Source organism: Vitreimonas sp. (assembly GCF_036392335.1).
In the GTDB taxonomy this organism is placed as follows: domain Bacteria; phylum Pseudomonadota; class Alphaproteobacteria; order Caulobacterales; family Aquidulcibacteraceae; genus Vitreimonas.
The window spans coordinates 21,995-34,987 of the sequence record NZ_DASVYD010000057.1 but is presented as its reverse complement, the minus strand read 5'-3'; the positions used below and the strand labels follow the sequence as shown (position 1 = coordinate 34,987).

Annotated in this window: 8 protein-coding genes; 1 reads left to right on the top strand and 7 read right to left on the bottom strand. The window is 63.5% G+C overall.

The annotated features are described in order from the left end of the window. Window positions 1–4: 4 nt before the first annotated feature. The 7 genes from gspD to VF769_RS12995 all read right to left on the bottom strand — a co-directional run bounded on the left by gspD (window position 5) and on the right by VF769_RS12995 (window position 11,692). The gene (gene gspD, locus VF769_RS13025) at window positions 5–2,020 is read right to left on the bottom strand and encodes a type II secretion system secretin GspD (protein ID WP_331008850.1); all 2,016 of its coding nucleotides are present in this window, start codon (window positions 2,018–2,020) and stop codon (window positions 5–7) included. Further along, window positions 2,017–2,964: a type II secretion system protein N gene (locus VF769_RS13020; RefSeq protein WP_331008849.1), complete on the bottom strand. Its 948-nt coding sequence runs from the start codon at window positions 2,962–2,964 to the stop codon at window positions 2,017–2,019. The genes gspD and VF769_RS13020 overlap by 4 nt, the downstream gene beginning before the upstream one ends. Before the next feature lie 198 nt (window positions 2,965–3,162). Then, a complete protein-coding gene (locus VF769_RS13015) occupies window positions 3,163–5,751 on the bottom strand; it encodes a TonB-dependent receptor domain-containing protein (protein WP_331008848.1) in 2,589 nt (862 codons plus the stop codon). A 96-nt stretch (window positions 5,752–5,847) separates the two neighbouring features. Continuing rightward, the gene (locus VF769_RS13010) at window positions 5,848–8,658 is read right to left on the bottom strand and encodes a hypothetical protein (protein ID WP_331008847.1); all 2,811 of its coding nucleotides are present in this window, start codon (window positions 8,656–8,658) and stop codon (window positions 5,848–5,850) included. Between the two features lie 436 nt (window positions 8,659–9,094). Further along, window positions 9,095–9,937, bottom strand: coding sequence for an amidohydrolase family protein (locus tag VF769_RS13005; protein ID WP_349258143.1), 843 nt, complete (start codon window positions 9,935–9,937; stop codon window positions 9,095–9,097). Between the two features lie 32 nt (window positions 9,938–9,969). After that, a complete protein-coding gene (locus VF769_RS13000) occupies window positions 9,970–11,025 on the bottom strand; it encodes a 4-oxalomesaconate tautomerase (RefSeq protein WP_331008845.1) in 1,056 nt (351 codons plus the stop codon). Continuing rightward, a complete protein-coding gene (locus VF769_RS12995) occupies window positions 11,018–11,692 on the bottom strand; it encodes a 4-carboxy-4-hydroxy-2-oxoadipate aldolase/oxaloacetate decarboxylase (RefSeq protein WP_331008844.1) in 675 nt (224 codons plus the stop codon). The genes VF769_RS13000 and VF769_RS12995 overlap by 8 nt, the downstream gene beginning before the upstream one ends. Before the next feature lie 96 nt (window positions 11,693–11,788). Here VF769_RS12995 and VF769_RS12990 point away from each other — a divergent pair, with 96 nt between their 5' ends. Next, complete coding sequence (locus VF769_RS12990; RefSeq protein ID WP_331008843.1) at window positions 11,789–12,928, top strand: LysR family transcriptional regulator; 1,140 nt, start codon at window positions 11,789–11,791, stop codon at window positions 12,926–12,928. Window positions 12,929–12,993 lie beyond the last annotated feature (65 nt).

Below are 12,993 nucleotides of genomic sequence, written 5' to 3'. Positions count from 1 at the left end.
CGCCTCATTGCGCCGGCGCCGGCGCTGGCGCGACGACAGGCTCGTTGCGGCTCATTTCGGCTTCGAGCGCGCGCGCGACGAGCGGATCGAGGCCGTCATACGAGCGCACGGATTCGTATTGGCGGCGCGTGACCGCGCGGGCCTGCTCGCTCGTGTTCACAATCGTCGGCCGCAGGAACACCATCAAATTCGTGCGCTGGTGCGAACGGCCTTCGCTGCGGAACAGGCGACCTGCGATCGGAATGCGACGTAAGCCCGGAATGCCCTCGTCGCGCCGCTGGATGTCGTCCTGGATCAAGCCGCCGAGCACAATGATCTCGCCCGCATCCACTTGCACCACGGTTTGGATTTCGCGGCGGTTGGTGATGAGATCGGTCGAGTCGTCGATGATCTGGCCGAAGATGCTGGACACTTCCTGACGAATCTCAAGGCGAATGGCCCCGCCTTCGCTGATCTGCGGCCGCACTTCGAGCTTCACGCCGACATCTTCGCGGCTGATGGTGCGAAACTGATTGTCGAGATTGTCGCCCACCGCTTCGCCGGTCGTGATTGGGATTTGTTGGCCGACGAGGATCGATGCTTCCTCGTTGTCGAGCGTCATCACCGACGGCGTCGACAGCACGTTGGAATCTTCGTCTTGGGCGAGGGCATTCAGCAGCACGCCGAAAATACGACCGTCATCGTCCTGGCCGCCGCCGCCAAGCAAAAGGCCGCTGCTGCCGAGCAGTGAATTGATCGCGGCGCGGCGCAATTCGGCGATAGCTTCGGAATCTTCATCCTCGTCATCGTCGCCGTCACCGCGGAGCAACGCCGCTCCGGTGAGCGCCAGGATGTTCGGCGCAGAGCCGCCATACGACGTCGACATGAACGGCAGTGCGTTTTCGCCGCTCGCGCCGCTCGCGACATATTGTAGGCCGAGTTCGCGGGCGGTTTGGTCCGAGACTTCAACGATGATCGCTTCGACCAGCACTTGCTCACGGCGTACGTCGAGCGAGCGCACGACATTGGTGAGGGATTCCTGGGTTTCCGGGTCGGCGCTGATGATCAGTGAATTGGTGGCTGCGTGTTGCGCGATATTGGCGCGACGGCCCTGCGATTGCGCGGCGTCTTCCCCCGGTGCGACGCCCATGGAGGCCGACAATTGCTGCAGGATCGGCACCAGATCGGCGGCCACTGCATAGCGCAGCGGGATCACCGAGACACCGGCCTGATAATTGGCGCGCGTATCGAGCTCTTGGATGAGCGGCACGAGTTGATCGAGCGCGCGCTCGTCGCCGCGCAGCACAAGCATGTTGCTGCTGGCCACCGGCACCGCGCGGATCAGCGGACGCCCCTCTTCACCGATTGCGGTGGCGAGGTTTTGCGCGACGCGGGCCATTTCGGCGGCCGAAGTATTCTCGAGGCGCAGCGAGCGAACCGTCGAATTGTCGCGGTCGAGCGTGCCGATCACATCGCGCAGGCGGCCGATCGTCGATCCGAAATCGACGACGACAACCGAATTGCCGCGACGATTGACCGTGACTTGGCCACGCTCGGAAAGCATGGGGCGAATTGCAGCCGCCACCGTCTCCGCGTCGGCGAAGCGCAGCGAGAAGACCTGGCTGACATAGGTATTGTCGCTCGGTCCGGCGCCGCTTGTGGATGGCTCGCGCGCGGCCACCTCGGCCGGGACGATGCGGTAGGCGCCATTCGCGGTCGGTACGGCGACGAAGCCATTGACGCGGAGCGTGGACATAAAGACGTCCATCAGCTCGCGTTCGGACATCGATTGCTGCGACAGCACCGTGACGCGGCCGCTAACGCGCGGATCGATGATGAAGGTGCGGCCGGTGGCGTTCGACACATCCTCAATGAAGGCGCGGATATCGACTTCACGTAGCGTGACGGCGCCGTTTTGCCCAGCTGCGGCGCCCGGCGTTGTCGACGGTGTCGTATTCTGCGCCGTGGCGGTGGGCGCGAGCAGCGCCGCGCTCGCGAGGCCCGCGGCCACCGCGCGCGCTTTACGGGTGAAGGGGATCATGTGCGGTCGCTTGAATTGATCGTGAGCGTGAGGCGCTGACCGTCGCGCTCAACGGCGAGTTCGATCTGCTGTGTTGGTGGGGCGGCAAGCAGGCTGGCCGCTTGCGCGGGATTGGCGCCGTTAATCGCGACGACGACATCGCCGCCGCGGAGACCGGCGTCGAGCGCGGCTTGCGGCAGCGGCTCGGCGACACGCCAGCCGCTCGGCTGGCCGTCTAGGGTTTGCACTTGCGCCAGCGTGGCCTGCAGCCAGGCTACGTCCTGCGGCGACGCGCTCGTCGGTGCGATCAAGGCTGGCGCTTGCGGCGCTTCAACCGTTGCAAACGGCGAGGTGGTCACGCTGCTTGGCTCGTTCGACGCGACACTCGCAGCCGGCGCTGTCGTTTGCTCCTCGATCACCGGTGCGCCAGGCGCCGGCTCAAGGCCCATCATCGCGCGCGCGAAAGAATAGGACGGCGCGCTGGTCATTTCGATCTGACGCTGACCGCCCTGATAAGACACCAACACATAATCCGCGCCGACATCCGCGAGCATGATGCCCGCGCCAATGTCGTCGCCAATCGAGAATGCGCGTTGCGCGCCATCGGCGAGCGTGAGCACGGCGCCGCTGCGCATCGGCTCCGTCGAGACACGGACGCCGGTCAATTGCACACCGGACAAGAGCGCCGCCACGGCGTGTGATTGCGCATCGCTGGCGAGATAATCGGGCGCAAAGGGAGACACCACTTCGCTGACGTTCAGGCGATGGGTTTCGCGGTCGCCCTCGCCGCTCGCGCTGACGGCGCTTGCCGTGCTTGGCGTGAAGATGCTCCACCCCGCTTGCGCGCAACCCAGTGCGACAGCCGCAAGCAACAGAGCTTCAACGCTGGGACGCACGGCGCTTATCGCGCGCTCGCGCACATTCTCCGCGCTGGTCGACAGCAGATTCTTACGCGCTCTCGCCATTGGCCACCCCGATTTTTTAATCCATTGGCGAGCACGCTCTACACGCTCAAACGCTCGGTTTCAAAGGAGATTGCTGCACTCTCGCTGCCAATCTTCTCTCGCGTTGCATCGCCACACGCGTTTGTCACAAAAGGTGCAAACGACATTCACAAAACCGTCGCGCAACAGAGGAGTCGGACCTCATGTCGCGCGTTCGTCTTAGTAGCGCGCCGTCAGACTCACCGAGAACGTCTGACCACGATCATACGTGTTGTACTCGGTGCGACCGATGGCGGTCTGTTGATATTCCTCGTGCGCTTCGTCGAGCAAGTTGCGACCCGCGACGCCGAACGTCATTTCCGAGCCCATGACTTGGAAATTGTGACGGAACACAAGATCAAGATTGACGCCCGGGTCTTCGAACACGGTCGGCACACCCGATCCACTCGGCGTACCGCGGATCAAGATGCGTTCGGAGGTGTAGCCGACCAGCATCGTCAGTTCGGACTTTTCCGTCTCGAAGCCGAATTGCAGGTTGGCGATGTGCTCCGGCGTGCCTTGCAGCTGCGAGCCGTCGGCGACGAACTCGGTCGCGGGACGCGGGTTCGGCGTCTCGGGCGAGTTCGGGCTGATGACCGTGCCTTGCGCACTCACTTCGGAGTGCGTGTAGGTGTAATTGGCGCCAAAGAACAATTCCGGCGCGGTGAGGAAGGGCACTTCGAACGGTGCGTCGAAATTGATGCGATAATCCAATTCAGCGCCGTAGAGGGTCGCTTCGGGCGCGTTGATGAAGCGCGTCTGGGTCGACGTGCCGTCCTGGGTGACCACCACTTCCTCGATCGGGCGATCGATCTGCTTGTAGAAGACACCGAACGTCACGAACTGATTCGTGCCGAAATAATATTCGACGCGGGCGTCGTAGTTCTGCAGCTCTGTATCCGTCAGGTACGGATTGCCGATGAATTCGCGATCGGTGTCCGGATCAATGTACGGCGTGAACGCCAATTCGCGGAATTGCGGGCGCGCGATGGTTTGCGAATAGCCCATGCGCATCTGCAAATCGTCGGCGAAGTTCCAGGTCAGCGTCGCCGCCGGGAGCCAGTACGAGTTCTCCAGAACCGTCGTTGGCGCGCCGACGTCGGTGTAGCGCACGTAGGTGTCCACCACTTGCGCGGCGTCTTCGTAGCGCACGCCAATGGCGGCGCGGAGCAGCGGCATGATCTCGATGTCGGCCGCGACGTAAGCCGCGTCGATATCCAGCGAGCCGAGATAGTTGCGGTCAAGACCCGCGTCCTCGCGGATTTGGAAGCGGTCCGGATGGATGTTGTCTGGCGAGAAGAGATAGTCCGGACGAAGCTCAAGCACGTCCGCCGGCGTCGCCGGGCTGGTTTCGAACGCCAGCAGGATCGATTCGTAGGTACGATCGGTCTGCGAGCGCGAGAGACCAGCCGAGATCACCGCATCACGTTGCGCGCTCAGCGGCAGCGTGTAGGCGAAATCGATGCCGCCGCTGGCGACTTCGTCGGTGAGTTCCGAGAAGCGCGTGCCGTTGGCGTAGGCGAACGAGGCCGGGCCGCCGCCATCGGGTAGGACGTAGGTGATGCTGCGCTCGTAGGGCGCATCGCGGGTCGATTCCGCGAAAGCCACCCGCCAATCGACATCGAGTTGTCCGAACGTGTGTTCGCCGCGCAATTGCAGCGACGCGAGTTGGCGTTCGTACCAGGCGGTCGCCTCGTCGTAGCGATCGCCGCCGGTGAAGTTCTCGTTGAACCCTTGGCTAATCTGCGCGTACTTGGTCGAGCTGCGCACGAGCAGACCGGTGAGCGAGATTTCGTTCTCGTCCCAACCGATGCTGGCGGTGCCGAGCGCGTTGGCGACCACGTCCCACGAGCCGGTGCGGCTGGTGATGTCGCGGCCAACCGTGGCGCTGTTGTCGGCGCCAGAAATGACAACAGCGCGATCCGCTTCGCGCGCGCGCATCGTGCTGTCATAGCCGGCGACGCCCACGAGGCCGACGCTAAAGCGCCCAAGATCGAAACTCGTACCTGCGGTGACCTCGCCCTCGAAGTCCGGATCCTGTTCGGCGGATTGCACGACGGTCAGCGGTGAGTTCGCGAGACTTTCGCCAATCTCTTCCAATTCGGCGTCGGTGAAGTTGGCGTCGTCGATACGCAAATTGCGCGAGATCGCGTCCGCCAATGGGCCCGGAATTTCGCGCAAGCCGTCGCTGATGGTGCTCCAATCGCTGGATTCGCCGTAATAGGTTAGCCCGTCTTGGCCGGTCGATTCAGTGTTAAAGGCCGTGCCGACCTTGAGCGTCAGGAACGTCTCCTGCGGCATGCGCAGCGTGTTCAGATCGATGATGCCGCCGCCGAATTCGCCGGGATAGTTCGGCGAGAAGGTCTTTTGCACCGAGGCGCCATCTAGAATATTCGACGGGAAGAGATCAAGCGGCACTTGGCGACGCAGCGGCTCCGGGCTCGGCAGCGGCGAGCCGTTGAGCAGCGCGGACGAGTAACGGTCGCCGAGACCGCGGACGTAGACGAAGCGGTTGGAGACAACCGAAAGGCCCGTCAGACGGGTAAGCGCGGCGGCGGCGGTGTCGTCGCCCGTGCGCGCGAGGTCTTCCGCGGAGAGGAATGTCGCGACTTCCGATGTCTCGCGCATGGGTTCGGGAATGTTGCGGCCAAGGACGACGATTTCTTCGTCTTCGGCGTAAACGTCAGCTTGGTCTTGCGCATCTTGCGCCGCGGCGATCGCGGGCGTGAAGAGCATCGTTGTCAGAAGCAGCGCGAGCCTCTTCAACATGGGATTAGACGATTTCATCGGACTTCAGCCCTCAAAGATTTATGCAGCAGCAGACGGTCGCGGGCGGCGGTGTGAACCGCCGCCCGCGCCGCGCGATTAGCAGGACGTCGCGTCCAGTCTGCAGGTCCAGCCCTGCCACCAGGTGTCCGTCGTGCTCACCGCGCCGATTTGCGTCGTGGCGGTGAAGAACGTGACGCCCGAGGGGTTCAGCGTGGTCGCATCAAACACCGGACGACCGGCTTCGGTGGCGCCGTTGATGAACGGACGCCCACCCACGGTCGCCGTCGCCAGCGAGTTCGCTGTCGCCGTTGTGTTGTTCGAACCCGCATTGATCAGGTTCGTTGCGGCCGCCGCGTTGGCGCCGGGGCAATCGAACAGGACCGAGTTGAACACCGGAACGTTCGGCGCCGTCGTGTTCGCCGCGTCGGCCACCAAACATGTGGTTGAGCCGATCACGACACCATTGACGAACGTGCCCGAGCTGCCCGGCGTACCGCCGGTGGCGTTCAGCTCGATGCCGCGGATGTTGGCCGAGGCAATGTTTTGCGGCAGGCCGACGAAGGTGAAGTTGGCGATCGTCGGGTTGGTGAACAGATCGTCGCCCGTGGACGAGACGCGGCGGTTGCTCGCCTCGATCTGACGGTCGCGATCTGTGTCCGGGCCCTGTACGATGATCAGGTTCTGCACGAGGCCGCGCCAACCTTCATCGTAATCCAGCGAGTCGTCCGTCGCGCCCGTGATGACGACGCGCTTCATACGCACCGTACCGCCGAACACTTCGATGCCGTCGTCGCCCGAATTGTGGACTTGGACGTTTTCGATGACCGTCGCCGAACCCACGCCGCCGAGTGTCAGACCATTGAGGTCGTCGCCAGCGGCGGCCGAGGTCAGGAACGCGCCCGGATAGCGGATTTGCAGATAGGCAAGACGGCCGCTGTTGTCGTTGGCCGTCGCGCCGCCATAGAGCGCTTGCGTGCCCGTCGCGACCGTGACGCCTTCAACCGCGTTCTCGCACGTCGCCCCGCCCTGCGCGACCGCGGCGTTGCAGCCACGGATCGGCGCACGGCCGAGCACGATGAGACCGGCCCATTCGCGCGTCGCCGCACCTTCGCTGGCGCGACCCGGATTCACGACATCGGCCAGCGAGGTCATGATCACCGGCGCGTTCGAGGTGCCGTTGACGAAGATCTGCGAACCACGGTTCACGATCAGCATGTCAGCGGAATTCTTGCCGAACACCGTGACGCCCGGATCGATGGTGAGCGCAGCCGCGACACCCCCCGTACCGGCGGCGCCGCGATCGACGCCGACGTTCACACGACCCGAGAGCTCATAGATGTTGCCGGCAACGAGACGCAGACTCGCCGGCACGCCGCTGACGCCAACGGTGCCCGAGAGTACGCAGCGACGCAGACCGCCGAGCGTGCCGTTTTCAGCGGTACCCGTGGGGCAGGCCGAAGCGCCAAACACTTGGAACGACCAGCCGCTCGCCCAATTGGCGGCGATCGTCTCGGAGCCCGAGAAGGCGCCGATATAATTGGCCGCGTCAAAGAACGAATTGACCGTCGCCGGGTTCACAGCCGTGCGGGCGAGTTCGTTTGCGCCCGGGAGCAAACCCGCAAGCGTGTTCGGAGTCGCCGTGGAATTGTTGGCCCCCGCATTGATGATCGTGGTCGCGGCCGAGCCATAAGCGCCGGCGCAATCGAACAAGGTGGAGTCAAAACGCGGGACGAGCGTTGTATTGGCGGCGCTGGCGTTTAAGCACTCAGTCGAGCCCGTCACGACGCCGTTGAGGTAACGTCCCGAGCTGCCCGGCGTGCCGCCTGTGGCGTTCATTTCGATGCCGCGAATGTTCGCGTTCGAGCTGTTCACCGGCAGACCAACCATCGTGAAATTCGCGATCGTCGGGTTGGTGAAGAGCGTATCGCCCGTCGACGAGACGCGGCGGTTGCTGGCTTCGACCATACGGTCCGGACCGCCGACAAGCGCCGACTGACGGATCACGAGGTACTGAACCGCACCCGTCCAACCTTCATCATAATCGAGCGAATCATCGAGCGCGCCGGTGATGATGACGTGCTTCATGTTCACCGTGCCGCCGAACACTTCGATGCCGTCGTCGCCCGAATTGTGGACTTGCACGTTGTCGATCACGGTGCCCGAGCCGACGCCGCCGAGGGTCAGACCGTTAAGGTCATCGCCGGCCGCGGCCGAAGTCAGGAATGCGCCCGGATAGCGGATCTGCACGTATTGCAGGCTGCCGCTGTTGTCGGTCGGCGTCGCGCCGCCGTACAGCGCCTGCGCCCCGGTCGCCGCGGTCACGCCTTCAACAGCGTTTTGGCAATCGACGGTGCCCTGCGCCACGGCCGCGTTGCAGCCGCGGATCGGCGCACGGCCGAGAAGAATGATGCCGCCCCATTGACGGCTCGCCGTCGCCGGATCGTTTTCACCACGCAGGTCGTTTTCGCTGGTGAAAATGATCGGCTGGCTCGCACTGCCATTGGCGACGATGCGCGAGCCGCGGTTCACGATCAGCATGTCGTCGGCCGAATTGAACATCACGGTGACGCCCGGCTGGATCGTCAGCGTCGTGCTGACGCCACCCGTGCCCGCGGCGCCCACGTCCGTGCCCACGTCGACGCGGCCGTTGATGCGATAGACGCGGCCAGCAACTGCAGAGAGCGTCACATTGCCCGCGCTGGTCGCTGCGTCGCTCACGTCAACGATTTCGGTGACAGGTACGCCGCTCGGCAGCGTCAGACCCGTCGGCGTGCCGCCGCCGCCGCCCGGCGGCGTGCCGCCATCCGTGCCGCCAGGCGATTCAATGCTTGAACCGCCGCCGCTGCAGCTTGCTGCGCCAAGCGCGAGCGCGAGCAACAGCCCGCGCCAAATATTTCGAGAGGCCATCAGGGATCCCCCACTCTGCCGAAAGAAATTGGCGTTCGCGGGAGTCGCCCAATCGATCCCCGCTCAATGGGGGTCGATACGGACTGGTCTTAATGGTTTGATGGCACGCAGTTTACACTTTTGTGAAATGGGCCGTTTCGTGATCGACGCGTGTGACGCGCGCCGCGCACCGCCGCCGCGCAGCGCGCTTTCGCCATGCATCGGCGAACGCCGACAAAGACAAATGACACAGGAAGGCGCGCCGAGGATGCCGCTGGGCAAGCGCGTCAAAACCGAACAACTGACAGGAATTGGCCGCACTGGCGCACCCGACAGGCGGATTTTCGCCTACATATACAGCATCATGGAAGCGCGACATCGAGTCCGCTCAAACGGTCAGGCGCACACGCCGAATCGGCCGTTAGCGGACACCGCACCCGTGCTCTCAGGCAAACGACTAGCGAACTTCTTCCGGCCAATAGAGCCGCATGGGATTGTCGATCAGCATCTTTCGCTGCGCCAACTCACTGATCGCAAGGCGCGGTAGAAGATCAACGAGCGCGCCGTCGTCTGGAATTGCATCCTGCATGTTGGGATGAGGCCAATCCGTGCCCCAGAGGATACGATCTTCAAAAGCTTCCACCAAAGGGCGAACGGCGGCGACGAAATCATCGAACGGCGGGCCTTGCCTGCTCAAGCGCTCCGCGCAGCTCACCTTCGTCCAGATATTGGGGTGCGTCTCAAGCAGATTGTGAAAGGCGATCATGTCGGGCCCCCGCGGCCCCGCACTCACGTCGGGCCGGCCCATGTGGTCGACCACAATAATCGTGGGAATGGCTTCAAGAAACGGGATGAGTTCCTGGAGCAAGTCGGCTTCGAAATAGACCACGACGTGCCAGCCCAGCGGCGCGATGCGCTTGGCGATGTCGAGAAATTTGTCCTTCGGCGCGTCATCGACGAGACGCTTCAAAAAATTGAAGCGCACGCCGCGCACGCCGGCCGCGTCGAGGCTCAGCAATTGCGTCTCCGCGATGTCGGGATCCACGACCGCGACACCGCGTGCGGTCCCATTGGATTGGGCGATCGCGTCAACCAACGCCCGATTATCGGCGCCATGACAACTCGCCTGCACAATCACGCTGCGCGAGAAGCCAAGCCGGTTGCGCAACGCAAACAACATTTCTGGGGTGGCGTCTTCAGGTAGATATTTTGCCTTGTCGCTGAAGGGAAAACGCGCCTGCGGCCCAAACACATGGCAATGCGCGTCGACCGCGCCTGGCGGGGGACGAAAGCGCGGCATTGACGGGGTGTCGGTCCAGCTCTTGATGCGCGTCACGCAAACACCTCCCCGTCCATGAGTTTGCGCGCGGTGCGCAAGAGCGCCGCACTCGTCACCTGCCCCGCCTCATCGGTCTCCATCACGCATGACATCTCGCCCGTGGGGTGCTCGATCGCGAGTGTCTTGCGTTTTCCGCCGGGCGTCACCGCCACACCGGCCGCGGGCGTCCCCGGAATGAGACACGCGCTCGCCACCGTCACCGCGCCCAAAACGCCAATGCTCGCATGCGCACGATGAGGAATGAAGCTGCGCACACAGATCGCCCCGCCGGCGCGCGGGGGCGCAACCAGCATCATTTTCGGCACGGATTTCTGCGCGACATCGCCCAAATTCATCATCGGCCCGGCCTTGAGACGAATAGCTTCGATGCGCGTCTTGAGCTCGGTGGCCGCGTCCAAGTCCTCGCGCGTCTCGTAGCCTGTCGCGCCAAGAGCGGCTGCGCTCATGATTACGCACGGCATGCCATTGTCGATGAGCGTGCAAGCGACGCCATCGATAATGTCAATTGCATTGCCCGTGGGTAAGAGCGCGCCGCAACTGGAGCCGGCGGTGTCGCGAAATTCGACGGGCGTCGGCGCGTGCGTTCCGGGCACGCCATCGATCCGCGCATCGCCTTCATACGTCACCCTACGGCCTGGCGTGCATATTTGTGCGACCGCAATCTGGCCGGTGTTCTCCATGAAGATCGTCACTGGCGTTTGCCCATCGCGCGCCTCGACCAAGCCGCGTTCGATCGCGAAGGGCGCCACACCCGCCAGGATGTTGCCGCAATTCTGCGCATCGCTGACCAGCGCTTGGTCGACGAACACTTGGAGGAAGAGATAATCCACATCGACGCCCGGCCGTGCGGAGCGAGAAACCACCGCCACCTTGCTGGTCAAGGGATCGGCGCCGCCCATGCCGTCGATCTGGCGCACATCGGGCGAGCCCATAATGCGCAGCAAGAGCGCATCACGCTGGGCGGTGTCGGCCGGCAGATCATGTTTCAAAAAATAGCCGCCCTTCGACGTGCCGCCGCGCATCCACATGCAACGGATCGCCTCAGACATAACGCAGACCCATATCGCGGAGCCGCTCGCGCATGCGATAGATATCCAAGCCAAGTTCGCCTGCCGCCAGCCGTGCGCGCTTTTCGGCTTCCGCGGCGTCTCGTGCTTGCGCTTTAGCCAAAACCTCCTCGGCTTCCGCGCGCGCCACCACGCACACGCCGTCGTCGTCGGCGACAATCACGTCGCCCGGGTCGATGAACGCCCCAGCGCAAACGATGGGGACGTTGACCGAGCCAAGCGTGGCTTTGACCGTACCCTGAGCGCTAATGGTTTTTGACCAAACAGGAAAACCCATCTGCGTGAGGTCGCGCACATCGCGCACGCCGGCGTCAATGACGAGCCCCAAGCAACCCCGCGCCATCGCCGACGTCGCCAGCAGATCGCCGAAATAGCCGTCGTCACTCGGAGACGTCGGCGCAAGAACGAGAATGTCGCCGGCCTGCAATTGTTCGATGGCCACATGCACCATCCAATTGTCGCCAGGCGGCGCCGATATCGTCACCGCCGATGCGCCAATGCGTGCGCCGGAATAGATGGGCCGCAAACGGCTGGAGAGCAGCCCTTTTCGCCCCTGCGCCTCGTGGACAGTGGCGACGCCCAATTCCCCCAAAGCGCGCACCACCGCTTCTGGAGCGCGTTGGATGCGCTGCACGACCACGCCGCTCATGCCTCTGCTCCCTTGTTAGCGCATTCGTGGCGCATCAGCCGGCAAACAGCGAATTGAGAGTTCAAACCCGCTATAAGATTATGCTAATGGTCTATCATGACACCTTGGGAGCTTAATCTCCGCCATCTCCAGGCGTTCGCGCGCACGGTCGAATTGGGCGCGCTCATCAGTGCGGCGCAGGCCGTCAACATCTCCCAGCCCGCGCTCACCCAGGCCATTGCGGGTCTGGAAGCTGCCTTGGGTGTGGACCTCTTCGTACGCCATAATAGCGGCATGAAGCCCACTAGAGCGGCGCTCATGTTTCAGCCCCGCGTGTCGACCGCCCTTGCTCTCATCGGCGCGCCACGCGCTACCCACACCCAGCTCAAGGCGTTCTGGGCGCTCGCCCGCGGCGGCTCCTATGTTGAGGCCAGCCAGATCACCGGTTTGGCCGCAGCGTCTCTGCATCGGGCGGTCTCCGATCTGGAGCTCGCGCTCGGCCAAGACCTCTCGCACAAGGTTGGACGCAAACTTGAGCTTACGTCGTTCGGCAAATCGTTCGCGCGTCGGATCAAGCTCGCCCATGCGGAATTGAGCGCGGGACTTTCCGAACTTGAGGCGCTTCGCGGATTGGATTCCGGTCGGATCGCCGTGGGCGCCATGCCTCTGTGTCGAGCGCGCATATTGCCGTCAACCGTGGTCGATTTTCAAAAAAGTTTCCCGCAAAGCTCGATCCTTGTGGCGGAAGGATCCCATGCCGAATTGGTCGAACCGCTACGAGACGGCGAATTGGATGTCCTCATCGGCGCGCTGCGCGAGCCCGCACCCGGACGCGACCTGGTCCAGGAGCCGCTCTTCATCGATCGACCTATCGTACTGGGCCGCGCCAACCATCCCTTGTCGGGCAAACGCAAACCACCAAGTCTTCGTGAGCTCGCCGCCTATGATTGGTGCCTGCCCCAGCGCGGCGTCCCGTTACGCGACCGCTGGGAAGCTCTGTTTCGTGCGGAAAACCTCGAACCGCCGCCCGTACGGGTCGAGATCGGATCAGGCATCGCGATTCGTCAAATCCTGCTCAGCACCGATGCGCTGACGCTTCTCTCTCCCGATCAAGTCGCGCTCGAATTGAAGGCGGGCTGGCTCGCGATCGTCGCCCGGACAGAGCTTACCCGCACGATTGGTCTCACCTATCGCGCCGATTGGCGCCCAACGCCGCTGCAACGCCAATTCATCACCACGCTCAAATCCCATTGCTAAGGTTTATTCGTATGGGCTTATAGCGCCGGGGGACTTCCGATTAGCCCAGCCCTGCGATGTCGGGC